Annotated in this window: 23 protein-coding genes and 3 pseudogenes; all 26 read right to left on the bottom strand. The window is 58.9% G+C overall.

Translation table 11 applies throughout. From position 1 onward, the window contains the following. Window positions 1-156: 156 nt before the first annotated feature. The 26 genes and pseudogenes from fdxB (EN862_RS33670) to queC all read right to left on the bottom strand — a co-directional run bounded on the left by fdxB (EN862_RS33670) (window position 157) and on the right by queC (window position 24,485). Window positions 157-474 carry a ferredoxin III, nif-specific gene (gene fdxB, locus EN862_RS33670; protein WP_193771623.1) on the bottom strand — a complete coding sequence of 106 codons (318 nt, stop codon included), beginning with the start codon at window positions 472-474 and terminating at the stop codon, window positions 157-159. Further along, window positions 471-674, bottom strand: coding sequence for a CCE_0567 family metalloprotein (locus tag EN862_RS33665; RefSeq protein ID WP_063169367.1), 204 nt, complete (start codon window positions 672-674; stop codon window positions 471-473). The genes fdxB (EN862_RS33670) and EN862_RS33665 overlap by 4 nt, the downstream gene beginning before the upstream one ends. Before the next feature lie 46 nt (window positions 675-720). Continuing rightward, window positions 721-1,158 (bottom strand): DUF269 domain-containing protein, encoded by a 438-nt coding sequence (locus tag EN862_RS33660; protein ID WP_126097329.1) that lies wholly within the window; start codon window positions 1,156-1,158, stop codon window positions 721-723. Window positions 1,159-1,482: 324 nt separating this feature from the next. Continuing rightward, window positions 1,483-2,640, bottom strand: coding sequence for a TlpA disulfide reductase family protein (locus EN862_RS33655; RefSeq protein WP_126097328.1), 1,158 nt, complete (start codon window positions 2,638-2,640; stop codon window positions 1,483-1,485). 599 nt (window positions 2,641-3,239) lie between these two features. Further along, window positions 3,240-4,162: pseudogene (locus EN862_RS33650) on the bottom strand (1-aminocyclopropane-1-carboxylate deaminase). Window positions 4,163-4,398: 236 nt separating this feature from the next. Beyond that, the gene (locus tag EN862_RS37105; protein WP_127230899.1) at window positions 4,399-4,590 is read right to left on the bottom strand and encodes an exopolysaccharide production repressor protein; all 192 of its coding nucleotides are present in this window, start codon (window positions 4,588-4,590) and stop codon (window positions 4,399-4,401) included. A 79-nt stretch (window positions 4,591-4,669) separates the two neighbouring features. Beyond that, window positions 4,670-4,985, bottom strand: a pseudogene (gene fdxB / locus EN862_RS33640) (ferredoxin III, nif-specific). Next, entirely contained in the window at window positions 4,982-5,185 is a 204-nt protein-coding gene (locus tag EN862_RS33635) for a CCE_0567 family metalloprotein (protein WP_063169367.1), read from the bottom strand. Before EN862_RS33635 ends, fdxB (EN862_RS33640) begins: the two are co-directional and overlap by 4 nt. A 46-nt stretch (window positions 5,186-5,231) precedes the next feature. Continuing rightward, a complete protein-coding gene (locus tag EN862_RS33630) occupies window positions 5,232-5,675 on the bottom strand; it encodes a DUF269 domain-containing protein (protein WP_245519803.1) in 444 nt (147 codons plus the stop codon). Window positions 5,676-5,995: 320 nt separating this feature from the next. Continuing rightward, window positions 5,996-7,141 carry a TlpA disulfide reductase family protein gene (locus EN862_RS33625; protein WP_063170388.1) on the bottom strand — a complete coding sequence of 382 codons (1,146 nt, stop codon included), beginning with the start codon at window positions 7,139-7,141 and terminating at the stop codon, window positions 5,996-5,998. Between the two features lie 272 nt (window positions 7,142-7,413). Continuing rightward, on the bottom strand, window positions 7,414-7,791 hold the full coding sequence (locus tag EN862_RS33620; protein ID WP_024505270.1) for a hypothetical protein: 378 nt from the start codon (window positions 7,789-7,791) through the stop codon (window positions 7,414-7,416). Between the two features lie 13 nt (window positions 7,792-7,804). Further along, window positions 7,805-9,103, bottom strand: coding sequence for a SidA/IucD/PvdA family monooxygenase (locus EN862_RS33615; RefSeq protein WP_063169368.1), 1,299 nt, complete (start codon window positions 9,101-9,103; stop codon window positions 7,805-7,807). An 842-nt stretch (window positions 9,104-9,945) separates the two neighbouring features. After that, a complete protein-coding gene (locus tag EN862_RS33610) occupies window positions 9,946-10,818 on the bottom strand; it encodes a universal stress protein (protein ID WP_126087041.1) in 873 nt (290 codons plus the stop codon). Window positions 10,819-10,913: 95 nt separating this feature from the next. Then, window positions 10,914-11,729, bottom strand: a complete 816-nt coding sequence (locus tag EN862_RS33605; protein ID WP_063169370.1) for a response regulator transcription factor — start codon at window positions 11,727-11,729, stop codon at window positions 10,914-10,916. Beyond that, entirely contained in the window at window positions 11,726-12,205 is a 480-nt protein-coding gene (locus EN862_RS33600) for a NifX-associated nitrogen fixation protein (protein WP_024505267.1), read from the bottom strand. Before EN862_RS33600 ends, EN862_RS33605 begins: the two co-directional genes overlap by 4 nt. Before the next feature lie 16 nt (window positions 12,206-12,221). Then, on the bottom strand, window positions 12,222-12,719 hold the full coding sequence (gene nifX / locus EN862_RS33595) for a nitrogen fixation protein NifX (protein WP_063169371.1): 498 nt from the start codon (window positions 12,717-12,719) through the stop codon (window positions 12,222-12,224). Further along, a complete protein-coding gene (nifN, locus tag EN862_RS33590; protein WP_126063827.1) occupies window positions 12,716-14,068 on the bottom strand; it encodes a nitrogenase iron-molybdenum cofactor biosynthesis protein NifN in 1,353 nt (450 codons plus the stop codon). The genes nifX and nifN overlap by 4 nt, the downstream gene beginning before the upstream one ends. Before the next feature lie 8 nt (window positions 14,069-14,076). Beyond that, a complete protein-coding gene (nifE, locus tag EN862_RS33585; RefSeq protein ID WP_095489376.1) occupies window positions 14,077-15,552 on the bottom strand; it encodes a nitrogenase iron-molybdenum cofactor biosynthesis protein NifE in 1,476 nt (491 codons plus the stop codon). Between the two features lie 61 nt (window positions 15,553-15,613). After that, window positions 15,614-17,155 carry a nitrogenase molybdenum-iron protein subunit beta gene (nifK, locus tag EN862_RS33580; protein ID WP_126063826.1) on the bottom strand — a complete coding sequence of 514 codons (1,542 nt, stop codon included), beginning with the start codon at window positions 17,153-17,155 and terminating at the stop codon, window positions 15,614-15,616. Between the two features lie 129 nt (window positions 17,156-17,284). Next, window positions 17,285-18,787: a nitrogenase molybdenum-iron protein alpha chain gene (gene nifD / locus EN862_RS33575; protein WP_024505262.1), complete on the bottom strand. Its 1,503-nt coding sequence runs from the start codon at window positions 18,785-18,787 to the stop codon at window positions 17,285-17,287. 87 nt (window positions 18,788-18,874) lie between these two features. Then, window positions 18,875-19,768 (bottom strand): nitrogenase iron protein, encoded by an 894-nt coding sequence (gene nifH, locus EN862_RS33570; protein WP_024505261.1) that lies wholly within the window; start codon window positions 19,766-19,768, stop codon window positions 18,875-18,877. A 1,051-nt stretch (window positions 19,769-20,819) separates the two neighbouring features. Further along, a pseudogene (locus EN862_RS37100) lies at window positions 20,820-21,016 on the bottom strand (7-carboxy-7-deazaguanine synthase QueE); the annotation flags it as partial. 160 nt (window positions 21,017-21,176) lie between these two features. Beyond that, complete coding sequence (locus EN862_RS33560; RefSeq protein ID WP_126063825.1) at window positions 21,177-21,929, bottom strand: carbonic anhydrase; 753 nt, start codon at window positions 21,927-21,929, stop codon at window positions 21,177-21,179. 770 nt (window positions 21,930-22,699) lie between these two features. Continuing rightward, entirely contained in the window at window positions 22,700-23,425 is a 726-nt protein-coding gene (queE, locus tag EN862_RS33555) for a 7-carboxy-7-deazaguanine synthase QueE (protein WP_167498746.1), read from the bottom strand. A gap of 5 nt (window positions 23,426-23,430) precedes the next feature. After that, window positions 23,431-23,787, bottom strand: a complete 357-nt coding sequence (gene queD, locus EN862_RS33550; RefSeq protein WP_126063824.1) for a 6-carboxytetrahydropterin synthase QueD — start codon at window positions 23,785-23,787, stop codon at window positions 23,431-23,433. Beyond that, complete coding sequence (gene queC, locus EN862_RS33545) at window positions 23,787-24,485, bottom strand: 7-cyano-7-deazaguanine synthase QueC (RefSeq protein WP_063170389.1); 699 nt, start codon at window positions 24,483-24,485, stop codon at window positions 23,787-23,789. The genes queD and queC overlap by 1 nt, the downstream gene beginning before the upstream one ends. Between the last annotated feature and the right edge of the window lie 29 nt (window positions 24,486-24,514).

Genomic DNA, 24,514 nt, shown 5'->3' with positions numbered 1-24,514 from the left:
CGGCCTGAAGCAGCAGCGAACAGGCCAGCGTCGTGACGACTGCCACACGGAGCGAATCCAAAGCGAAGTAAACCATCGACGCATTGCTGCACAGGACCAGCCCCACGAGCCGACAAAAAGATGAAGTGCAACGCCGTTCTCCTGGTTTTCGCCAGATCATGTTGCGAGCTCGTCGGCCGCAACATGCGTCTGGCAGTTCTTGGGGCAGACGCGGCCGCAGGCTCCGCAGCCGATGCAGCGGCCGGCATCATCGACAACCATGATCATGCGATTGAGCTTGCCGTCGAAATCGTCGTCCTCGTCATCGCAGGGGCCGAGGATTTCACCCGCATCATCAACGCCGTGAAGATCCATGACATCGCGCGAGAAGACCTTGAAACAACTGGAGCAGCCGATGCAGGTCTTGCTATCGATGGAGGTCAGGTACGACGGCATCCAAATGGAGCCGTCACGGGTGGTGAATGTGCGCATCATCCTAAATTCTTCATTGAAGCGAGTTCTCTCTTGGCAACATCCAACTCGGCATAAACGGCTTGGGTTTTCTCGGCGACTTCCTGTATGTCGGCCCACTTGCCCGGCAGACCCTCGACAAGGTCCTGCAATGCCATCTTGGCAATAGCTGCACGCAACTGGAGCTTTCGGACTTTCTTCCTCATCTTATCTAGGTCTGACATAGATCCTTCCTGGAACAATGGTTTTGTTGATGCGCTCCATCTCGGGCTAGGCTTCAATGGCTGCAGTCGCATCGTCGACCAGTTTCGTACCGGCCTCAGCAAGTTTGCGGAAAGTCTCGAAGCCGAACCGGTGGACGTCTCGACAGAACGCCCAACCGCTGGAAGCCCCCACGGGTTTCATTTCTATTGTCGGCGACGTCGACACGCCGGAGCGCTCCTCGATCGCAAGCGCTACGGCGGTGTAAAACATGTCGAGCCTCCACAGCGCGTCAGGATCGGGATCGCCGCCAAAGGGTACCGCACGTTGCTGTTGCTTGGTGATGATGAACTCGGCCAGCAGCTCGGCATCCGAATGGCCTTCCCATAAGCCGAAGGAATCCTGAGTACGAATGAGCCGCAGGAGGCATTTGACGAACGGGGAAGCAAGGGCCTCGTCGTCCTTGTGGACAGCAGGGCCAACCGGAGGAATTTCGTTGTTCGTCATTTCAGTCTTCGTCTTCGAGGTACGATTTCCTTTTCCTGCGATGCCCACTCCGGGTCGGCTTGCGTGGCCGACGAATGGCTTGGGCGGGCCAACCCCAAGAGTGCCCCGTGGCCGACCTCGACATGTCCACGAGTGCGAGACCTGCGGCGCGAATTCGCGGCGCACATTGTCTGCGCCGCGATCCGACCGGTGGTCAACGCAATTGAAATCCAACCTGCCGCAAGCCGCCGCCCTGCTGCATCGACATACTTGCTGCGAAGAGAGCCTCGATGGGCGGATTGGCCAGTGTTCAATTCCAATTGTCAGTCCCTTCGCGATTCTTGCTCAGGAAGTGACTGCGTTTTGAGTTTCGGGTGCCTTCTTTTGCGGAGCCACACAAAGATCCGCGTGACAGGCAGGCTCACCCGTGTAGTTGGCCAGTGCTTCGAGCAATGGGGTAAGATAGTACTGTTTGGTGTGGTCCGGAATTGGCCCCAGCCGGTCCACCGATTTCAGTGCCACCTCGATCAACTCGATTGCGCGATCTTTGTTGCCGCTCTCGTAATAATACTGAGCTACCGGGAGGTACCGGAGGTACTTAAACGGGCCATCGCCGTTCGGGGGATTGAGTGCCAGTATCTGTTCCGAGAGCTCGTTGCCCATCGCAAAGCGCTCCGCGCGCGGAAGATGGGAATTGTCCATCGTGGGATCGAAGAGTTGGTTGAGGGCCAAGGCCATCCACGACACCGCGTCGGACGTTTTGTCGATCGCGTCCTCGACCAATTCTCGCATGACCGGCATGCCGGTCTTGATGTCGCGCAGCTTGTGAAGCAGAAGATCCGCATGAATCTGCCGGAACTCACAAGAGTCTGGCATCAAGGCGAGGCCTTCTTCGATGGCCAAGAGCGCCGCCGTCCAATTCTCGGCCTGCATCGCCGGCTCAAGTTTGGCGTATATCGGCCCGGTAAGCGACATTTCGCGCGCTGCAAGTTGGTTATGCGCGATGCGCTTTGCATCGGCGGCTTTCGCTTCATAGCTGCTGCGCCAGCTGCCGTTAAGGACTTTCGGCAAAACGTCATCGAGTTCCGCCGGGTGGCCGATAAAAGCGATGTGGCCGTCGCGGTCGACCACGAACGAGGTGGGAATCCCAATCGAAGAGCTGGGATCCATCCAGAGCTTGTTCATTTCGCCAATGTAATCGAACCCGATACGATAATTCAGATTCGGGAACTCCTCGGTCAGCCAGGCATCCACGTTGGTCCGCGCCTCGTCTGCGGTAGGACCCTGTTCGCAGGCGGCAACTCCGACCGCCTCAAATCCGCTGCCTTCATATTTCTCCTGCAGTTCGATCAAATGGGGCATGGCGTCGACACATGGTCCGCACCAAGTCGCCCAAAACTCAACGAGGTAGACCTTGCCGGGCCGAAAGTTCGTGAGGGGCTCGCCACGCAGCCAGTTCTCCACTTTGATCGCAGGAGCCGGGGACCCCATACGCAGTTCCATCTTGGTGTCCAAAGTCATTCCACACCTTTCGTCTCTTTTGTCGCGGAATATTTTCCAGTCAAAATCGGACACGGTCTCGAGGGCATCGCTCCCTCTGGCTTGCTTCAGCGAAGCTCTCACCGTGTTGCCGCACATCAAGCTGCAACGGAGGTGCCAATTCCCTCAGCTCCGGTAAGCGGCGGGAAATGCTTTGAAATTCTCCACGAGGCCAAATGCGGCCGATTGTCGTGAACCCGACATGTCTTCTGCCGCTGTCGGGTTTCGCCCTATCACTCTTGAGAGCTTGGACGGCTCGCCTGTGATTAGACTGGCCTCGGTCCTCGAGCAGTGGCAGTTTGGCGCCAGTTCGAAAGCGCGAACTCGCCGGCTTGGTCCTCGTGCCGCCACCGCCGCGTGTGGATTCTTGCCCCGGAGTCAAAATTCGCCTCGCGGTTGCCAACGGCGGCATGCGCTCAATGCGCGTGGCGTTGAGCACCGACAGCACGTAATGGTACCAATTAGTGGATGCCCGTCGCTGCCTCCACTTCTCCAGCCAAGCGCTCGAACGACGCTACCTACCCACGTTCGAGCGCGACCGCGGAATCGCAGACTGCCGAACGTCAGCCGTTGCGAAAGGTGTAGCCGTACCCGTTGATCGCCGGTGCGCCGCCTAGATGTGCGTAGAGGACCCTCGATCCCTGTGGAAAGAAGCCCCTCTGGACGAGGTCGATCATCCCTTGCATCGATTTGCCCTCGTAAACGGGGTCCGTAATCATGCCCTCGAGCCGCGCGCACAAACGGATTGCCTCTTTGGTTTCCTCCGATGGAACGCCATAACCCGGGTACGCGTAGTCCATGAACAACACCACGTCTGCCTCGACAATTTCCGCTCCGAGGTGGACGAGCTTCGCTGTATTTTGGGCGATGCCAAGCACCTGCGCCTTGGTCTTGGCGGGCATGGCGGAGGCATCGATACCGATCACGTTGCGCTGTCGACCATCCTTGGCGAACCCGACGAGCATGCCGCCGTGGGTTGAACCAGTCACCGTACAGACGACGATATAGTCGAAGGCAAACCCAAGCTGCTCTTCCTGGGCACGCACCTCCTCAGCGAACCCCACATAGCCCAGGCCGCCGTATTTGTGGACAGAGGCGCCGGCAGGTATCGCATATGGCCTGCCGCCCCTTGCCTTGACTTCATAAAGTGCCTTTTCCCAGCTGCGGCGGATGCCGATGTCAAAGCCCTCGTCAACCAGGCGCACCTCTGCCCCCATGATGCGGCTCAAGAGGATATTGCCGACCCGGTCGTAGACAGCATCATCATGTGGGACCCAGCTCTCCTGGACCAGGAGGCATTTCATGCCGATCTTGGCGGCGACCGCAGCGACCATGCGCGTATGGTTGGACTGCACGCCACCGATTGTGACGAGCGTATCGGCATCTGACGCGATCGCGTCGGGCACAATGTATTCGAGCTTGCGCAGCTTGTTTCCGCCGAACGCGAGCCAAAGGTGAGCGGATAACGTTCGAATTTTTCCAGCATGCTATCTCCAGCAAAAAAGTACCTGAACCTGCTACGCACCGGTCAGCCCAGGGGTATGGTCGCGTGTTAGCCGAACACAGATTCCCTATACGATCAGCTCAGTCATCAGAGGGTGACCAAAATTGGTGTGGGTCTGAGCACTGATCCTGTCATCCGCGCATCAAAGCAGCAGCACATGCTGGGCATTCGACCAAGCCGGGACACAGCTGAAAATTGCATTCCGCAGTTGATCAGAGTCAGACGACTGGTACCCGAGCTTTCCTGTAACCATCGGCATGCTGGCCCCTGTGGCGAGTTCCACGAGCGCGGCTAGAGGACTGCCAGATCAGAAAGAGCACGCGGCCGAAGTAGCCGGCCTGAAGCAGCAGCGAACAGGCCAGCGTCGTGACGACTGCCACACGGAGCGAATCCAAAGCGAAGTAAACCATCGACGCATTGCTGCACAGGACCAGCCCCACGAGCCGACAAAAAGATGAAGTGCACGCCGCTCCCCTGGTTTTCGCCAGATCATGTTGCGAGCTCGTCGGCCGCAACATGCGTCTGGCAGTTCTTGGGGCAGACGCGGCCGCAGGCTCCGCAGCCTATGCAGCGGCCGGCATCATCGACAACCATGATCATGCGATTGAGCTTGCCGTCGAAATCGTCGCCTCGTCATCGCAGGGGCGAGGATTTCACCCGCATCATCAACGCCGTGAAGATGCATGACATCGCGCGAGCAGACCTTGAAACAACGGCAGCAGCCGATGCAGGTCTTGCTATCGATGGAGGTCAGGTACGACGGCATCCAAATGGAGCCGTCACGGGTGGTGAATGTGCGCATCATCCTAAATTCTTCATTGAAGCGAGTTCTCTCTTGGCAACATCCAACTCGGCATAAACGGCTTGGGTTTTCTCGGCGACTTCCTGTATGTCGGCCCACTTGCCCGGCAGACCCTCGACAAGGTCCTGCAATGCCATCTTGGCAATAGCTGCACGCAACTGGAGCTTTCGGACTTTCTTCCTCATCTTATCTAGGTCTGACATAGATCCTTCCTGGAACAATGGTTTTGTTGATGCGCTCCATCTCGGGCTAGGCTTCAATGGCTGCAGTCGCATCGTCGACCAGTTTCGTACCGGCCTCAGTAAGTTTGCGGAAAGTCTCGAAGCCGAACCGGTGGACGTCTCGACAGAACGCCCAACCGCCGGAAGCCCCCACGGGTTTCATTTCTATTGTCGGCGACGTCGACACGCCGGAGCGCTCCTCGATCGCAAGCGCTACGGCGGTGTAAAACATGTCGAGCCTCCACAGCGCGTCAGGATCGGGATCGCCGCCAAAGGGTACCGCACGTTGCTGTTGCTTGGTGATGATGAACTCGGCCAGCAGCTCGGCATCCGAATGGCCTTCCCATAAGCCGAAGGAATCCTGAGTACGAATGAGCCGCAGGAGGCATTTGACGAACGGGGAAGCAAGGGCCTCGCCGTCCCCGTGGACAGCAGGGCCAACCGGTTCATGAGGAATTTCGCTTTTCCCCAATTTCAGTACTCCTCTTGAAGGACGATCTCTTTTTCTGCGATGTGTGGTTCGGGCGCTTGCGTGGGCGGGGAATGGCTTGGGCGAGCCGATCCCACGCAACAGTGTCCCGTGGCCGACCTCGAGCACGTCCACCAATGCGAGACCTTTCACCGCGGCGCGAACGCCTGCGCCGCGGTTCGACCCGAGGTAAACGCAATGGAAATTCCACCTGCCGCAAGCCGCGCACTTTTGCGGCATCGACGTTATTGCTGCGAAGTGCGCCTGGGCGGGCGGATTTGCCGGTGTTCAATTCCAATTGTCATGCCCTTCGCGATCCTTGCTCAGGAAGTGACAGCGTTTTGAGTTTCGGAAGTCTTGTTTTGCGGAGCCACACAGAGACCCGCGTGACAGGCAGGCTCACCCGTGTAGTTGGCCAGGGCTTGGAGCAACGAGGTGAGGTAGCGCTGTTTGGTTTGGTCCGGCACTGGCTCCGAATGGTCCAGCGATTTGATTGCCACCTCGATCAACTCGATCGCCCGGTCCTTGTTGCCGCTCTCGTAATAATACTGAGCGACCGGAAAGTAACACCCGAATTTAAAGTCTCCATCGCCTTGCGGAGGATTAAGTTCCAGGATCTGTTCGGAGAGCTCCTTGCCCATCGCAAAGCGATCATCATGCGGAAGATGGGAGTTGTCGATCGTGGGATGGAAGAGTTGGTTCAGCGCCATCACCACCCAAGACATCGCTTCGAACTTTTTGTTGATCGCGTCCTCGACCAATTCGCGCATAAGCGGCAAGCCGGTTTTGATGTCGCGCAGCTTGTGAAGCAGAATATCCGCATGAACCCGCCGAAAATCAAAAGAGTCTGGCATCACGGCGAGGCCTTCTTCGATGGCCAATAGTGCCGCTGCCCAATCCTCGTCCTGCATCGCCGGCCCAAGTTTGGCGTATATCGGCTGACTCAGCGACGATTCGCGCACACGCGAGATTCGCTTTGCATCGACGGCTTTCGCTTCATAGCTGCTGCGCCAGCTGCCGTTAAGGACTTTCGGCAAAACGTCATCGAGAGGTGCCGGGTGGCCGATATAAGCGATGTGGCCGTCGCGGTCGACCACGAACGAGGTGGGAATCCCGAACGAAGAGCTGGGTTCCAGCCAGAGCTTTTTCATTTCGCCAGTGCAATCGAACGCTGTCCGATAATTCAGATTCGGGAACTTCTCGGTCAGCCAGGCATCCACGTTGGTCCGCGCTTCGTCCGCGGTTGCAGCCTTTTCGCAAGCTGCGACTCCGATAATCTCAAATCCGCTGTCTTTATATTTCTCCTGCAGTTCGATCAAATGGGGCATGGCGTGGACACATGGTCGGCACCAAGTCGCCCAAAATTCAACGAGGTAGACCTTGCCGGGCCGAAGGCTCGTGAGGGGCTCGCCACGCAGCCAGTTCTCCACTTTCAGCGCAGGAGCCGGGGACCCCATACGCAGTTCCATCTTGGTGTCCAAAGTCATTCCACACCTTTCGTCTCTTTTGTCGCGGAATATTTTCCAGTCAAAATCGGACACGGTCTCGAGGGCATTGCTCCCTCTCGCTTGCTTCAGCGGAGCTCTCACCGTGTTGCCGCACATCAAGCACGGCAAAGGGCATGCCAACCCTTCTTAGCTTCGGCAAGCGCCGGTACCGCCTTGAATAAGCGAGCCCTAACACGGCCAGCTGACGTTAACCTGAATGTCGGCTTTCGACGGCTCACCTTAGCGGCTGCCGTTTAGGAAGGTGAGAGTTTGGCTGGCCCGCTGGCGATAAGACCGGCTTCGGCGTCCTGGAGTAGTCGCACTTCGGCGATGGGGTCGAAAGTGCGGGAGAGGCTCGGTACCCTTGCAGCCACCGCCGCATGTGGCCCGGCGTCATAATTCGCGTCGCGGTTGCCAACGGCGGCGTTGGGCTCGATCCACGTGGCGTTGAGCCCGACAGCACGTAAAGCTGCATCGTGATTGAATGCCCTTTGCTGTTTCACGCCAAGCAGGAGTCGCGCGACGCTACCTTGCTCAAGCGCGAGCAGAGCGATCTGACGCCGTAGGAATATTGCTCGTCCCGCTTTTGCCGCCAGAGGCGGAAATCTTTCCTGAATGCCACCGCCGATCATCAATATCGACGAATCATATCCCGCTGCCCATTTGTTCGACTCCGAGGTCGGGCCAGCACTCCGTCAAGGGACGGTTGATGAACCCTAGATGCTCGGGATTGGCGCATGGCGCGCGCCGCAGAAGGCTGTCAAGGATGCGGCGCGCTCGCCAGGCCAGCAGCCCAAAGTTCGGATCAGCCAGCCCGCGCTGTCCAAGGCAGGCGTTCTGAACGAAAAGGCGTCGGTCTCGCGGTCCGTCCCAGTACACCGAAAAATCCTCGCCGATGGCGAGCTCATTGCCGATCTGTTCGAGGCGATCTGCGATCGGTTCTAGGAAACCCGGCAGCGGTTTCTCGTACCCGGTGGCCAGGATGACGATATCGGCGGTTACTTCTCCGATGTTGTCCAAGCCGCGTTGCAGCGTGAGCCTGTGCCCTGCTCCGGCATTGATGCAGCGCGACACGTTGCAACTTGGCCGCAATGTGATCTCGCATTGGTGTGGCTCGAGAAAGGCGTGGTGGTAGAGCGCCTGATAGACCGCGCGCAACTTGCTTTCTGAAATGCCCTCGGAGGCAAGCGCGAAACGCCGCAGGAACAGCTGTCGATGCACCTCGCTCATCGCAGCAAAACGATCCGAGAAGCATGGCGTGAACAGCCCGTTTGTGAACGCGTGGTCGTCGAAAGGCATCTCGCGCGTCAAGACCCATGTGATCGCCGCGGGCCGCCGTTCTTTCGGCCGGCCGACAAGGTGCAGTAGCAGCTCGGCTCCCGACTGTCCGCCGCCAACAACGCAGACATGCTTTTTTTGCACCTCAGGATTGATGTGGGCCAACTCAGATGAGTGGAACAGGTTGGGTCCAGTCCAGCCATGAAACTGAGGCGGAATTTGCGCCTGCTTGCCTATGTCGATGACGAGGTTTCTTGCATCAAGGACCGCGTTGTCCGTCCGCACGCGAAACTCGCCGTCAAAGCGGATTTCGCGAACGGCCTCGCCGCCACGGACAAGCGGATTCTTCTGGAACGCCCAGTTGAGATATTGGGCGAACTCGGCTCTAAGCACCCCGTGAAATTGCGCATTGAGGAAATTGTAAAGACGCCCGTTCTCGTGGAGGTAGTTTACGAATGTGTAGGCTGATCGCGGATTGACCAGAGTAACCAGATCCTGGAAGTGGCCGACCTGGAGCTCCGCGCAATCGAAAGCGCTGCCTGGATGTCCTCGGAAATCGACCTCCCGGTCCAGGAACAGTGCCCCTTGCGCAATCTCTTCCTGTATCTGACACGCAAGGCTCAAATTAGATGGTCCAGCACCCACACCAATACAAAAGAGGTCCACTTATCCTTACTCCTCTAGGAGTGTTTTCCAACTCAGCGGCATGTTGACGTCGATTGCCGGGCATTGAGCAATGCGAACCTCACAGGCATGCTTGAGCCGCGGTCCCGACTGAGAGGACAGCAAAAGCGTGTGCCGCCTTCCAGGTCTTGGGCTCAATGTCGGCGGCATCGACAGCGGCGCGGCGTGATCCGAACCCAAGAGCAGAAGGAAAGTGTGTGATGCTGTCGCGCGGCTCTTCCGGATCTTACGGCGGCTTCTAGCGCCGGCCTCCACCCCAGGAGTGGCTGTTTCCCTGCCACGACGGAAGCGGCTCTTTCTTTCGAGGGGCGTAACCATGGATAACGGCTCTTAATGCTTTCGGAGACTCCCATGCATGCGGCGTGCCGGATAAAGACCTGTCAAACCAACGAGTTCGCGCAGTTCCAGCTCGTCTGGAATCCGACATTGTCGCACGCCCGACGATCGGGCAGGGGAAGCTCCGCGGCAGCGGCCCTTGCACACCGCAGGCTGACAGGGACAGCCGCCGATTTGACGCGCGTCCGGGTACTGATAAGGGGCCTTCCAACAGGGTTCGCGCACGAGGCGGGGTCTCCTGGTACACCCGCCCTGTGGCTTGGCTGCGGTCTGCTGCAGCCGTTCGTCTTTACTGCCCGTTGCGGACGATCTCGCACGAGTTGGTTCACGAGAGCGTCGTGAAGCAGTCGAGGCGTCCGGTTTGGCTCTGACAAGCGTCGCAAGATGTTCGCGGATCCAGCCATGTCTCCGCAATCCGACCGGTAACCGACGACGACTTCGGACTGGTTGGCGGTCCTACGACCTGATCGGTGTTCCTACGGAGCTGATCAGCGAGCCAAAAACAGCGGCAATGTGGTCTTCCCAAAGCTCCAGCTCGGCGGACCGCCGAAAATCCGCTCACGCAGCCCACGGCTGCCATAAGCACCCATAACCATCATGTCAGCACAGATGTCGTTCGCGTGCTGGGTCAGCACTGTGCCCGCCGATTTGCCGGCGCTCTTAAGCAGGTCAACGGAGACCCGAGCACCGTGCCGAGTAAGATAGGCAGCGATGTCAGCTCCAGACTGCGCGCCTTTCCCGTTGTTTTGCGCCTTTGGATCGACCATAGCGACACAGACTTCCTTGGCAGCGGATAGGATACTAAGAGCTTCCCGAACCGCACGCGAGGCCTCTACACGCGAATCCCAGCCGACCAGCACGCGTCGAGGCGACAGCGTCGCCTTAACGCCCTTCGGCACGATGAGCACCGGCTTTCCGCTATCGAACAAGCAGCCGTTGACAACAGGAGGTCCGAGAGTCTCATCGTTGAGGAGGTCTCCTCCAACGATCGTCAGGTCAGCGCAGAGCGCCCGCTGTCGTGCCACTTCACCGAGGCTAGCCGGATCGCAATAGTCGGTGTCAACGTCACAGGAAAGCGACATAGCTTTCAGCCTTTTGAGGATATCCGCGGACCGTCTTTCCATTCTGGTCACGTCCTGTGAAAATTTCTCGATTTGCTGAAATCGATAGTTCGGTACTGCAATTGCCTGTGCACGTCCTGTATTCCATTCGGGGGGCGGAGACAACATCAAGAGCAATGGAGGCGGTATAATGAGTACCGATAGGTGCGCGCCGACCTCGGCACACAGTCCGGCAGCTGTTGTGAGGTCCTCATCAGAATGATCAGCACCCGTCACACTGAATATGCTTTTAAATTCCATTTGCCTGCTTCTCCTGGTCTTCGTTAGGAGCGCCTCAAAGCGGCAACACCGCTCTCAGGAGGAAGAGAGAGCGGCACCACGTTCGATCACCGATTTCAGTCGTCCGGCTTCTCGAGCGAGTAGCCGGCCGACCTGACGGTGCGAATGACGCTGCCGGGCAAGGCCGTTTTCAGCGCCCTCCTGATTCGGCTGATATGGACATCGACGGTGCGTGCACCGACATGAATGTTGGGCAGCCAGGCCGCCCCGATAAGCTCGTCCCGGCTGAAGACCTTGCCGGGGGCCTCAATCATAAGCCGCAGCACGTTGAAATCGATCCGTCCGAGATGGATGTCGTGGCCATTACCGCGAACCCGATGGGCATCGAGCTTCATCTCCAGGCCTCCACAACAAATCCAACTGTCGTTTTCAACCCCGTTCGGACCACGCTTGGTCAGCCCGAGCCTCGCCCGCAGGCAGTCGAGCAGCTTGGCCGGAGCCACCGGCCGCACAAAGCTCTCAACGCCTGCCTTCAAGAGATCGAGGTGCTGGTGCTCGGCGCCAGGCGCGATCAGGGCGATGATAGGCAGGTCGGTGGTGCGCGGTTCCCGCTTGAGGTGGGCGCAAATTGCGGACCCGTTTATGCTGGCTGGGTCGCAATCCAGCACTACGGCCTGAAGCTCCCGTTGTTCGGCCAAGGCCAGCGCAGCCTTCGCGCCGTCTGCCGTCTCACTGCTGAAACCGTCAACCTCCAGTATGTGGCTGTAGAGCAGATAGAACTCGGCATCTTGCGAGCAGATCAGGACCAGCGGCTTCTTCATCGGCGATACCCCAACAACCTGGTCGGCCTCGAGTCCCTGGATCGAGGGGACTGGCCAACATAGTTTCTCGGGTCCGTCATGATGGCCTTTCTCGAAAATCGCGCCCATCATGCCAGCGCCACGTGGGGAAAGGTTTCGATGACTGAAATCGCATCGTCGACCAGCTTCGTACCGGCCGTGGCGAGCTTCAGGAGCGTCTCGAAGCCAAACCGGTGGACATCGCGCAGCGTTTTGGACAAAACGACCAGCCGTCCGGTCGTGAAAAGCACCCGACCAAAACCCTCATGGCTCACCTGGATCATCGGCGATGCCATAAGGCCGCAGCGCTCCTCGATCGCAAGCCCGATGGCGGCGTAGTACTTGTCGAGCCTCCACAGCACGTCGGGATCGGGATCTCCGATGATTGGGATCCCTCGGCGCTGTTCCTTGGTAATGATGAAGTCGCCCAGCAGCTCAGCGTCCGCTTTGCGTTCCCACGAGCCATAGGAATCCTGAGAACGGATCAGCCGCACGAGGCATTTGACGAACGGGGTGCAAAGAGCCGCCTCGTCTTCGGCGACAGCTGGGGGGATTGCGGGGTCAGGCATTGGCGTCCTCCTCTTTTCAGTCCTCGTCCTCGAAGGACGGTTTCTTTTCGGCAATGCCCGCTCGCGCCAGCACCTTGCGCAGCCAAGGCGGAGGACACGTCCTGAGCATCATCTGCGTGCGCAAGAGCACCTGTGGGATCGATTGGGGCTCCGCCACTTTGATCGGGTGGATTTTTGCCGCGACAAGCTTGGCTGCCGAAGGGCCGCCAATTGCCAGACAAAACAGGATCTGACAGCCCTTGAGCGCATCCACCTTTGGCGTGATGCGATCATCGCGCTCGGCCCGATGCTCCCCGCTTTCATCGGACACGTCATCGAAGGCCACGGCTTCTACGAGATTCCATTCCTCGCGCGTCACGTCGTAGACAGCAAAGCGCCTGGCCGACCCGAAATGGGCGTTGAGGTCCTGCATGTCCTGAGTGGCGATCGCAACGCGCAATGCGCCCTTACGTCGTTCAGGCATCGGGGCGAAAACCTCACTACTGACCAGCGAGAGGCGGCGAACAGCGTTCATCGTGATATTTCTCGATTACGGAGTGGATCAAGCGCCTCAGGAGTGGGCGCGTGTTGGTTGGCCTGGAAGATGCTGGCGACCTCGAAGATCATGTCGCGGGTGCCCTGATAGAGAATTGCGAGCTTGTGCTGGCTGCCTAGTCGATCGAAGACCGGGAACCCGATGCGCATGAGCGGAATTCGGAGCCGCTCCGATGCTTGGCGCCCGTGCGAATGCGTGACAAGCAGGTCAGCACCGACGGCAAGACTTTCCAGATCGCCGAGATCGCCGATCTGAACCGAAACCGCCGGGACTTTCTCGAGAATTTTAGACCTGTCGGTCGTTGTGACGGCCGCGGCTATCTCGGAGCCGAGGCCAGCAAAGAAGGTCGCAAGTTGGAACAGCTGGTCTGGTTCGGCAGCGATGGCAATTTTCTTGCCGCCGAAATGGAAATGTCCGTCGAGCATCGCGTCCTGCAATTGCGCCCGGCGCCGGCGCACGCGGGCCGGTACCGCCGCGCCCGAAATCGCAGACAGCAGCGACACGAAGCGGTCCGTGTCCTGCAGCCCAGTCAGTGACTGGAACAACACGTAAGGCACGCCGGTCAACCCGTGCAGCGCTTTCGCCGGGCGGCGCATGTGCTCACCGATGGCGATGCATTGCATGGCCGTGCCCAACTCGCGAATGTCTTCGACGCTGGTGCCGCCGTATGTGGTCGCTACCCAGCGGTCAGGAACCGTACCGTCGAGCGAGCCTGAAATGTCGGGCAGAATAACCGGCTTGAGCCCAAAGCTTTCAACCATGTCCCGCATATGCTCGATGTCGGCGATAGAGAGGTTGCATCCGGGCAGGATTGCGATCTTCTTCGGGTGCCGCGCCCGTTCGCCCGAGCGCGTAATCCCTTCGATCATTGCGGTGACTGCCTTGGCCCAGCCCTCTTCGATCGCGCCGTCAAAATCCGGCGTGTTGGCCAGCACGACCTCCGTACCCGCAAGCTGTTGCGTGTGCTTCCGCATGATGTTGGCAATATCACCCGCGCAATCTTCGCCACGCGTCTCCACCAGCGCGGTCGTGCACACCCCGATCAGCGTTGGCTTCGTGCGGTTCTTGAGGTTGAGGATCGCCTCTTCCAGATGGTCGGCTGCGCCGAGGATGGTCGCCACCTCATCCATCGCCGTAGTCTGCAAGGGAATCGCTTCTTTGAAGTGCCGCACGAAGAGAACGAGCGCAAAGCTTGTGCAGCCTTGGCTGCCGTGGAACAGCGGCATCGCACCGTCGACGCCAAGAAAGGCAAAGGCGGCACCCAGCGGCTGCGACGACTTCAGCGGGTTGACTGCCGCCGATTTGCTCTGGGGAAGGATGCGGGCCATCGGTCGCCTCAACACTCGTGTGCCGTCGCGCAGGCGAATTCATCAAACAGGTACGCGGTCTCGTTCCTCGTGCACGGCAATTCGCCTATCAGCTCAGGCTGGCAATCCCACGGGGCCGGCTGGCGCACCTGAGACCAGATCGGATTGTGAATGGCGAGGTCGATCTGGCGTACGAGTTCCACCATGCCGTCATAGCCGGCATAAGGATGCTGGCGCTCCTGGTTGATATCGAGCCAGGGCGTCTTGGCCTTGAGCGCAATGAATTGCGTGCGACCGCCCGACAGCATGATATCGGCCCTGTGTTCAGAGAGCATGGCGTACAGCTCGCTCGCAGCCATGGATTCGAACATGTGCTTGTCGTGCTTGAGAACTTGTTTGATGCGCTCCTTGTCCTGCACCGTAGATTTCTTGATCGAGGTGCCGACGATCTCGATTCCGATCTCCATCAGCGCATGGACAACCGACCAGGACTTCACACCGCCTGTGTTGAGCAGCACGCGCTTGCCTTGGAGCCTTTGCCGGTAGGATTCGAGTTTCTTCCACGCGATCGCCTCCTGCTGCGCGATCAGCGTCTCTGTGCGCTCGAGGATCTCCGGATCGGCGCCCTTCCTCACCAGCAGCCTGACAAGGTTTCGAAGAGCTTGCGATGTGTCGGAGATGCCATAGAAGGAGCCCTCGAAGAACGGGATGTCCCAGCGCTCCTCCATCTTGCGGGCAAGACTGATCAGCGCGGTCGAGCACACCATCATTGCCGCCCGGGCGCGGTGCGCGGAAGCAATGTCGCGGTAACGCGCATCGCCGGGAATGCAGGCGCGCACCCGGATCCCGAGCCGATCGAGGAGCGGCTTTACAAGCCAGAATTCGCCCGAGAGGTTGAATTCGCCAAGGATGTTGATGTCGTAGGGTCCGGGGTCGTCGGGTTCGACCGTGCCGATGACATGATCGAGCAACGCCTCGGCGGCGAGCTTATTGCCGAGGTTCTTGGAGCCTGCCAGGCCAGGCGCATTGATCGGCACCACGGCCAAACCGAACTTTTCCGTGGCGCGTTTGCACACGGCCTCGATGTCGTCACCGATCAGCGCCGTTACGCAAGTCGAGTAGACGAAGATCGCCGGCGGCGCGTATGTGTGCTTGATCTCGCGGATCGCCTTGAAGAGTTTCCGCTCGCCCTGCCCCATCACAAGGTCGAGTTCGGTGAGGTCGGTCGTGAAGCTTGTCCGCCACAAGGTCGGCCCTGACGAAACCGCACCACGGTTGTCCCAAGAATTGCCCTCGCAGGCGAGCGGCGCATGGACCAGATGCGCAACGTCGGTGATCGGCTGCAGGACGATCTTGGCTCCGTCAAAGGCGCAGCCGCCGGCTGCCGCCCCTGGTGTCAGCGACTTCGAGCAGCCCTCCTTGCGCGCCTTGGCATCTTTGCCACGGTTCTTATCGCAGGCGGGCTCATCGAAGGCGTCCTTGATTTTGGCGCTGAGGGAGGACATTGCTCAGCCTCCCCAGTCCATTGGGCAAGGAATGGCCTCGGCGAAAAGCCGGCCACGGCTCTTAGCGCGTGAGGTCATAGGAATAATCCGTCACACCCGTCTCGCTCGTCTCGCGATCGAGTTTGTCGAAGATCTTGTCGAGGATCGTCGTCAGCACGCGCAACGCTCCCTGGTAGCCAAAGAGCGCAAAGCGGTGATGATGGTGCCGATCGAAGATCGGAAACATCAGCCGGATCAGCGGTGTTCCGGTGTCGCGCTCCAGGTACTTGCCGTAGGAATTGCCGATCAAAAGGTCCACCGGCTCGGTAAAGAGCAGTGAGCGCAGCGCCCACAGGTCCTTGCCCGCCCAAACCTGGGCAGCCTTGCCGAAAGGCGAGGATGCTAGCAGCTTCTTCAAATCGGCTTCCCATGCCGAGGTGCCATTGGTGGCGAGGCAATGGGTTGGCTCGCCGCCGGTCTCCATGACAAAGCGGGCCATTGCGTGAACGAAGTCGGGATCACCGTAGATGGCGTATTTCTTACCATGCAACCAGGATTGGCTGTCCGCCATGGCGTCTACCAGTCGGCCGCGCTCGAGGCGAATTGCCTCGGGAATCTCCTTGCCGGAAATCGCCGCGACCTCCATCAGGAATTCGTCCGTCGCCTGAACGCCGAGCGGATAGTGGAACGAGGCCGTCGCCTGCCCGACCTCCTCGCAATAGCCCAGTGTCTTTCGGGTGTTGTGATGCTGCAGCGAAAGCGTTGCCTCGGCGTTGAGGGCCTTCTTCACCTCGTTGATCTTCGTGCCCCCGTCATACATGCGGTATTCACCGTCCGAAGGCGTATCGAACTGGTCAGAGGCATCCTGGATCAATGTATAGGACACGCCCATTACATCGAGCAGGCGCTTGAGCTCCCGGTTGTTGCCGACGCAGAAGCCGTCGAAGCCCGGAATGATGTTGATGGTTCCTTCGATTTGCGTACGCTCCTGACCTTTCCAGAAGTGCTCCAAAATGCCTTTGACCATGTTGTCATAGCCGTCGACATGACTGCCAACGAAGGCCGGGGTGTGGGCAAAGGGCACGTCGAAGTCGCGCGGGACTGAATCTTCGTCCTTGGCGTTCTGGATGAAGCTGTGCAGGTCGTCGCCAATGACCTCTGCCATACAGGTCGTCGACACGGCAATCATCTTGGGGTCGTAGAGCTGGTAGGTGTTGGCGAGCCCGTCGACCATGTTCTTCAGGCCGCCAAACACCGCCGCATCCTCGGTCATTGAGGAGGAGACCGCCGCGGCAGGCTCCTTGAAATGGCGCGACAGGTGCGAGCGGTAATAGGCGACGCAACCTTGGCTGCCGTGGACGAAGGACATGGTTCGCTCGAAGCCGGCGGCAGCGAATACCGCACCCAGCGGCTGGCAGGCCTTGGCCGGGTTCACGACAAGCGCTTTGCGGGCGAGGTTCTTTTCGCGGTATTCCCACGTCTGGGTGAAATCGCGCTGATCGGAAATGATTTCATCGGGGTGCGGACATTCGAAGTTTAGCTTCTTCTCAGCGAGCATCTTTCTGTATTCCGGCTCGCGGAACAGGGGAGCGTGATCGAGAATTTTTTCAGCCGACTGCGGCATGATGATTACCTCTTTTGCATCTGGCTGCGCGGGACGGCAGCTCAGGACGTCAAGACGTTCCAGGCTCCGGCGGATCAGAGGCCGCGGGAGTTCACCGTCTCAGTGGGAGACTGGGGCTGAAGCAAATGTTTATTCGGCAGCCATCGCCCGCTCATCGCCCCGGCTTCTTTTCCAAGGCGCGTGGAATAGGTCCCAGACCGGGTTGTTAATGGCGAGATCCACATCACGTGCGAAAATGGCAAAGCCATCGTAGCCGTGATACGGGCCTGAATAATCCCAGGAATGCATCTGGCGGAACGGTATGCCCATCTTCTGCACCGGGTATTTTTCTTTGATTCCCGAGCCGACCAGATTTGGGCGAATCCCTTCGATGAATTTCTCCAACTCATAGCCGGTCACGTCATCGTAGATCAGCGTGCCGTTCTTCACGTAGTGGCCGGTGCGCTGATAGTCGTCGCTGTGGGCGAATTCATAGCCGGTGCCCACGATGACCATGCCGAGGTCCTCGTAGGCCGTGACGACGTGGCGGGGGCGCAGGCCGCCCACATAGAGCATCACGGTATTTCCTTCCAGGCGCGACAGGTACTTGGCGATGACCGCATCAACAAGCGGCCTGTACTTGGCAATGACCTTTTCGGTCTTCTCCTCGATTTCCGGCCCAAAATGCTTGGCTATGTTGCGCAGAGAGGCTTCGATCTGGGAGGGACCGAAGAAATTGTACTCCATCCAGGCGACGCCATACTTTTCCTCCATATGCCGACAGATGTAATTCATCGACCGGTAGCAGTGGATAAGATTGAGCTTAGCCTTCGGGGCGCGCTCGATCTCTGCGAGTGTGGCGTCACCCGACCAGTTGCCAACCACGCGCAGCCCTATCTCCTCAAGCAGTATGCGCGAGGCCCAGGCATCGCCGCCGATATTGTAGTCGCCGATGACGTTGACGTCGTAGGGGCCGGCCTCGAACTTGACATCCTTTTTGTCGAAGACCCAATCCCGGATTGCATCATTGGCGATGTGGTGGCCAAGCGACTGCGAGACGCCGCGGAAGCCCTCGCAGCGTACCGGCACGATCGTCTTGTCATACTCCTTGGTCTTTTTGCGAGAAACGGCCTCGGTGTCATCGCCAATCAGGCCGATAGGGCATTCGGACTGCACGGTGATGCCGTTGTTGAGCGGAAACAAGACTTCAATCTCGTCAATGATCTGTTCCAGCTTCTTGTCGCCGCCGAAGACGATGTCCTTCTCCTGGAAATCGGAGGTGAACTGCATTGTCCCGAACGTGTCGACGCCCGTTGTACCGACGTAGTAGTTGCGGCGCTGCGACCAAGAATATTGGCCGCAGCCGACCGGGCCGTGCGAGATATGGACCATATCCTTGACTGGCCCCCACACCACGCCTTTCGAACCAGCATATGCACAGCCGCGAATCGTCATCACCCCGGGAATGGACTTGATGTTCGATTTGACGTCGCATTCGGAAAGGACCTCGCTTTCCCCGCCAGCCTCGTTGCCGCTCTTTGCGACGTTGAGGTGCTTCTTGCGGCGCTTCGCCGCCTTGTCGGGATAATGCGACAGCACCTCTTCGATAAGCTTCGCATGAAGAGCACCGTCATTCTCGTATTCCCGGCTCATGAGTCCCCCTTTCAAGGTTGGGTGACGCCTCAAAGAATAGGCGCCGTTCTCTGCAAGGCGCGCCGATTCATGGCAGCGCTAATGTCACTACTGGGCCGCCGCCTTCGCCGCTTCCTTGGAGTGAAGCTCGGCAAGCATCTGCTCGTCGGTCTTCATGATGCCGAAGTCGAGCAGCATCTCCTCCAGCTCCTCCATGGTGATCGGCGTCGGGATCGTACCCTGGCCCGAATTGGCGTGGATCTTCTCGGCCAGAGCGCGGTATTCCCCTGCCTGCTTTGAGTCCGGCGCGTACTGGATCACCGACATCTTCCTGAGTTCGGCATGTTGGACGATGTTGTCGCGGGGCACGAAGTGGATGAGCTTGGAATTCAATCGGCCAGCCAGTGCTTCGGCCAGATCGAGTTCGCGGTCGGTTTGACGTTCATTGCAGATCAGCCCGCCCAGCCGCACACCGCCCGAATGGGCATATTTGAGGATGCCCTTGGCGATGTTGTTGGCGGCATAGAGCGCCATCATCTCGCCGGACATGACGATATAGATCTCCTGGGCCTTGCCTTCGCGGATCGGCATGGCGAAGCCGCCGCATACCACGTCGCCGAGGACGTCATAGGAGACATAATCGACATCGTCATAAGCGCCATTCTCCTCGAGGAAATTGATCGAGGTGATGACGCCGCGGCCGGCGCAACCGACACCCGGCTCGGGGCCGCCGGACTCCACGCACTTGATGCCTCTGTAGCCCACCTTGAGCACGTCCTGGAGTTCGAGGTCTTCCACCGAACCTTCCTGTGCGGCGAGATCCAGGACGGTATCCTGAGCTTTCGAATTCAGGATCAAGCGTGTGGAATCGGCTTTGGGGTCGCATCCTACGATGAGGATTCTCTGCCCGAGGTCGACAAGGGCAGCGAGCGTATTTTGGGACGTGGTGGACTTGCCGATGCCGCCTTTTCCGTAAAAGGCGATCTGACGCAGACCTGACATAATAGCTTTCCTTCCTTCGTTCTAATCATCGCGACTGCCCGCGACACAAGTGCCGATAGGCAGCTCGTGCCGCCTCACACCAAGCATCGCAAAAAGCGTACCAGCGTGATCGGCCGATCCCAGAAAAAACTTTGTCATTAAATTCCAGCCGCTTAGACGGCGGCAAAACGCGCGAACGGGCCTTTCAGGCGTCTGTCACGGACACGACAAAGCCGACACAGATTGTCGTGCGCCATCCAAACCGCCGTGTGTCGAGCTCGAAGCGGGAGAATGGGGAAGTTAGCCCAAAGCTGATGGCGAGACCATCGGAAGACATCGGCTCTTGTCTTTCCAGCCTGCCATTGATCGGGCGGTCGCTGGATGAGCAGGAGCCTGGGGCTTGACCGCGGCGCGGGTAGTTCAGGCAGGCTTACAGAGCGGGAACGCCGGCGGCCGATAGACATCCGCGCTTAACCTTTCATAGCCCGTCTACAAGTTGGTTCCGCCGACGCGCTATATGGAAGCCAAATAATTCAGTAGCTTAGCCGAGAGCATTGATTTTTTCAGAAAGATACGTGTTATACGCGTACGAACCGCCGAACCCATGGTCGGCGCCCTCATGCGCGTGAGACCCCGTTGTGGGCGAGGCTCGCGACTGGCTGCACGATCCTAGCCGGCCTGCTTGCCATTGAGTTTGGTCCCGCCGCGGTAGGCTGCGGCATCAAGGGCAACATCAGCTACAACACTGGCAAGAAGATTATCACGTTCTTGGACAGGAATCTTACTGGGAGACACGCATCAACAGGCGGGCGGGCGGGCTTCGAGAGGTTAGTGTCGCGGCAGCTTGCAGATCTGCCCACGGGGCCGCCACGATCGCAAAGTGTGTACAAAAGCGCCCTCTCTGCCGAACTGAACAGTGCTCACGGCCATAGCCTCGGATGAGCCCGACTGGCTTGACCTCTGCATGATGAGAGCAGCTTTTACACCAGGTGCGCAGCACATGTCTTTAACGAACGCATCGTCTTCAAGAATATAGAGAGCAATTCGGAAAACCGAGTAGTTGGCGGCGAAGCTAGGAGAAGGTATACACCACCCTCTTGTTACCCCAGAGTAGAACGTGCAGCTGCGGCAAGACGCGGGCTTCGAACCACCTGTCGCTGGTCACCTTTTCTACCAGCGATTCCATGCGCATCATATTCCGTCGGACTCGACAGAGACGTCTTCATTACCACGGCGGGGCGGCGTGTGATTGCCGGGTTGCAGACAAACCTCGCCGCGACGTCTTTGGGACGAGTGGTGTCGGCACCGAATCCCTATCATTTAGACTAGCCAGCTTGGGGAGCGCCGTCAGACCGCCAGACCGGAAGAGGAGGCTTCGCGCCAACTTGTGCCAAGAATGTTGGACCGTGCGGAACCGCTGGGGCGGCGCTCAACTCTGGCGCAGGATGAAGCGTCGATTGGGTGAATGAATAGGGCGCGCGTTCGACGGGTAGAGGGAGGCAAATCGCTGGATGTCTGCCGGATCAACGTCAACCGGTTCCATCGCCACCATCCACTCGACGTTTTCGGTGCACGGCGGCGTCGTCAGTGAGCCCTCATAAGTCCAATAGCCAAGCGAGGCTGGCAGAAGCCAGTTGGGATTCACCTCGTCGATCGTCACCTCCCCATTCGGCAGTTCGGGAAAGGCCGCAGCAAGGGCAGCAAAGCTGGCATTTGTCGCGCCGGGCGTTAAAAAGACGCCCAGCACGCCCAGAGTACCACTTTGCGTGTCCTTGTGAACGAAATGCACCTCCATCGGGAAGCTCTTGCCCGCCACGTGATGTTCGCTTGGCGCATGGAAATGGAACTGTACCAGTTCGTAGACACGATCGCTGCGGGTCAGCGTGCTGCCTTGTGGCATATTGATTTGAATGGTGTGGCCGTTGTTCACCATATTGCCGCCGCCCTTGTGCCAGCCGATGGCGATATGCGGGATATCCGCCTTGACCGCGCTGTTGATATTGATCGGCGATTGCTGCGTGCCGGCAGAGCATACGAAATTTTCCTTATCCAGATCAGCCCAGTGCTCCGGTCCGACCGGACCGGTGTACCCCCAATGGGCACTGGTCGCTTGGGCGGCTTGAACGCAAATCCGGCATGCGCCGAGCGCAACCAACCCTTTGATCAGGTGACGACGATACATATTACTTTTGCTCCTCTTGCGAACTGATGTTGGTGGCTGCCCTAATGGACGCGTGATGGCCAATCGGCGCGGCCAGTATTGTCCTTTGCAACTGATAGATGCCCGCATGCCTTGGCGTGCTTTCATAAGTGCGGCTGCCGTTTCTCGGCTGGCCGGCTTCTGCAGCCCGCAACGGGAGCAGTTTCAACCAGCTAAACGATAAAAAATTTGAGCAGACCAGCGCTTGACCCCCGCCGCAAAGGCACAGGCGAAGGTGATCACTGCGCGGCTGCCGTTCGCGCCGGAGGCCGCATCGCTATACTTTACACTCGCTGCCCAAGGAGACGCAGGCGACCCTAATACGTTTTCATCGCTACTCCCGACGCAGCCGACCCACGCCACGAAAACGTTGCTATATTTCACGTTGGGCCAGTGAGGAAATCGATCTTCTTTATGGAAGGCATTTGCGCAATGGATGCATTCCCATGCTGACAGTCGTGCGTCAGGCCGGACAATGAGATACATCGATAAGAGCTGGACAAGGATGAGGGGATGACGTGCTTGCGACGGAGCAGGTGGGGCGAGAAGGCCAGTTCTTGCGGATTTCAACTTTGCGTGACGACAGCTCATCGGAGTCAAGGTGACACACGCCGGCAGCGGGGTGTCCGGGCGGTTTCCAGCCGCACAATCGCGAGACCGCTGACGCGAACAAAGCTCGGCTGTACTCGGCACGCGAAGAGAGCCTGCCAAGCCGTTGGAGCCCGGCCTTCCGGTGCGACGCAAGCCGCAGACTAGACCGCCCTCTTGTTACCCCAAAGCAGAACGTGCAGCTGCGGCAACACGCGGGCTTCGAACCACCTGTCGCTAGTCACCCTTTCGACAAGCCATTCCATTCGCATCATTATTCCGTCCAAGTCGACAGAGGCGTCTTCACTGCCAGGGCGCGGCGGCGTGTGATTGCCGGGTTGCAGATAGATCGGAAGGTGCGGATATCTCGCCGCGACTTCTTTGGCGTAGGCATAGTCACTCTCGTCGAAAACGACGAGCTTGAGCACGATTTGCGGCTTCTCTTGCGCCGCTTCGAGGCATGCATCAAACGCAGCCCAACGGGTGGTCATCTCGCTGGACGGCGGCTTTGGGCTAAGGGTCAGCACGTCAAGATCCGCAAACCACTCCCTCACCACGGAACCCTGCGTTTCCAGTGCAAAACGATAGCCCTCGCGATGGCCGCGTTCTATGAGGGGACCGAACGGCTGAATGGCCGGGTTGCCGCCTGACAAGGAGACCATAACCGGCCTGCCGCCGGAAAGCGCATGGACGGTTTGCCACACGGCATCGATCGGCATCGGTAGCCATTCATGGCGATACTGATTGTCCACCGCGTGAAGGCTGTCGCACCATGAACAGCGATAATCACATCCGCCGGTTCTGATGAACACCGTCGGCAAGCCGATGAGCACGCACTCGCCCTGGATAGTCGGCCCGAATATCTCGCTCACACGGATTGCGGGATGCATGTCGGTCACGGACGGTATTCCGCCCAAGTTTTCGGTGTTTCGCTAACGCGCACGGCCGCGGTCTGCGGCAGACGTGCCTTGCACCATTCATAGAAATGTCTGGCCAGGCATTCCGCCGTGACCTTCTCATGTCCCAGCACGTCGTTGAGGTGCCGATGGTCGAAGCTCTCGTCAATGTAGCGTTTGAGCGGCGCCAGATCGTGATAGTCGCGCACGAAGCCGTGGGCGTCCAGTTCCTTGGCCGACAGCTCCACTACGACGACATAGTTATGCCCGTGCAGGCGCGCGCATTGATGGTTGGGAGGCAAGGAGGTGAGCTGATGCGAGGCCGAGAAGTGGAATTCCTTGGTGATGTGGAACATTACGCGCGCCTCCTGCGCAGCGCCTCAAGCCAGAAATCGGCGTCCTCGTAGTCGGTGGGATCAGCGTGCCCGGCGAGATGGAACGCTTCGCGCCGCTCGACGCAGGTCCCGCATCGTCCGCAGTGACGCACGCCGCCCTTGTAACAGGACCAGGTCTCAGCAAACGGGGTGCCGTATCTTGCGCCATCCGCAACAATGTCAGCTTTTCCGAGATTCACATACGGTGCATAGAGGCGTATCTGCGCATAGCCGTCGAGCGCGCGGTCTTGCATTGTCTGGAAAGCTTCAATGAAGGCCGGACGGCAATCGGGATAGATGAAATGGTCCCCACCATGCACGGCCGCCGCCACCGCTTCGGCGCTGTGGGCGGCGGCGAGACCGAAGGCGATTGCCAACATGATGGCATTGCGGTTCGGCACCACCGTAATCTTCATCGTGTCTTCGGCGTAGTGGCCGTCCGGCACGTCGATACTGCTAGTCAGCGCTGAGCCGGAAAGGCCACGGCCAATTTCGCCGATGTCGATGATCTGGTGCGGGACCTTCAGTCGCTGCGCGCAAAGAGCGGCGAAGCCCAATTCCTTCCTGTGCCGTTGGCCATAGTCGAAAGATAGAAGGCCGGTGAGTTCGTGCTCCGCTGCCACCATGTGAGCAAGGGAAACGGAGTCCAATCCGCCAGAGCAGACGGCGAGAGTCTTCATCATTGGTATCCTTGTTTTGACCGGGTAAG

Origin of the sequence: Mesorhizobium sp. M2E.F.Ca.ET.219.01.1.1 (assembly GCF_004016445.2) — a bacterium.
Taxonomy (GTDB): domain Bacteria; phylum Pseudomonadota; class Alphaproteobacteria; order Rhizobiales; family Rhizobiaceae; genus Mesorhizobium.
Note: the sequence above shows the minus strand (reverse complement) of the source record. Positions and strands in the feature narration are given on the sequence as shown.

Bases quoted from the DNA above. Each gene is read 5' to 3' on its own strand.
- fdxB (WP_193771623.1), bottom strand. From the start codon at position 474: ATGATGCGCACATTCACCACCCGTGACGGCTCCATTTGGATGCCGTCG.
- EN862_RS33665 (WP_063169367.1), bottom strand. From the start codon at position 674: ATGTCAGACCTAGATAAGATGAGGAAGAAAGTCCGAAAGCTCCAGTTG.
- EN862_RS33660 (WP_126097329.1), bottom strand. From the start codon at position 1,158: ATGACGAACAACGAAATTCCTCCGGTTGGCCCTGCTGTCCACAAGGAC.
- EN862_RS33655 (WP_126097328.1), bottom strand. From the start codon at position 2,640: ATGGAACTGCGTATGGGGTCCCCGGCTCCTGCGATCAAAGTGGAGAAC.
- EN862_RS37105 (WP_127230899.1), bottom strand. From the start codon at position 4,590: ATGGTTTACTTCGCTTTGGATTCGCTCCGTGTGGCAGTCGTCACGACG.
- EN862_RS33635 (WP_063169367.1), bottom strand. From the start codon at position 5,185: ATGTCAGACCTAGATAAGATGAGGAAGAAAGTCCGAAAGCTCCAGTTG.
- EN862_RS33625 (WP_063170388.1), bottom strand. From the start codon at position 7,141: ATGGAACTGCGTATGGGGTCCCCGGCTCCTGCGCTGAAAGTGGAGAAC.
- EN862_RS33620 (WP_024505270.1), bottom strand. From the start codon at position 7,791: ATGATCGGCGGTGGCATTCAGGAAAGATTTCCGCCTCTGGCGGCAAAA.
- EN862_RS33610 (WP_126087041.1), bottom strand. From the start codon at position 10,818: ATGGAATTTAAAAGCATATTCAGTGTGACGGGTGCTGATCATTCTGAT.
- EN862_RS33605 (WP_063169370.1), bottom strand. From the start codon at position 11,729: ATGATGGGCGCGATTTTCGAGAAAGGCCATCATGACGGACCCGAGAAA.
- EN862_RS33600 (WP_024505267.1), bottom strand. From the start codon at position 12,205: ATGCCTGACCCCGCAATCCCCCCAGCTGTCGCCGAAGACGAGGCGGCT.
- nifX (WP_063169371.1), bottom strand. From the start codon at position 12,719: ATGAACGCTGTTCGCCGCCTCTCGCTGGTCAGTAGTGAGGTTTTCGCC.
- nifN (WP_126063827.1), bottom strand. From the start codon at position 14,068: ATGGCCCGCATCCTTCCCCAGAGCAAATCGGCGGCAGTCAACCCGCTG.
- nifE (WP_095489376.1), bottom strand. From the start codon at position 15,552: ATGTCCTCCCTCAGCGCCAAAATCAAGGACGCCTTCGATGAGCCCGCC.
- nifK (WP_126063826.1), bottom strand. From the start codon at position 17,155: ATGCCGCAGTCGGCTGAAAAAATTCTCGATCACGCTCCCCTGTTCCGC.
- nifD (WP_024505262.1), bottom strand. From the start codon at position 18,787: ATGAGCCGGGAATACGAGAATGACGGTGCTCTTCATGCGAAGCTTATC.
- nifH (WP_024505261.1), bottom strand. From the start codon at position 19,768: ATGTCAGGTCTGCGTCAGATCGCCTTTTACGGAAAAGGCGGCATCGGC.
- EN862_RS33560 (WP_126063825.1), bottom strand. From the start codon at position 21,929: ATGTATCGTCGTCACCTGATCAAAGGGTTGGTTGCGCTCGGCGCATGC.
- queE (WP_167498746.1), bottom strand. From the start codon at position 23,425: ATGCATCCCGCAATCCGTGTGAGCGAGATATTCGGGCCGACTATCCAG.
- queD (WP_126063824.1), bottom strand. From the start codon at position 23,787: ATGTTCCACATCACCAAGGAATTCCACTTCTCGGCCTCGCATCAGCTC.
- queC (WP_063170389.1), bottom strand. From the start codon at position 24,485: ATGAAGACTCTCGCCGTCTGCTCTGGCGGATTGGACTCCGTTTCCCTT.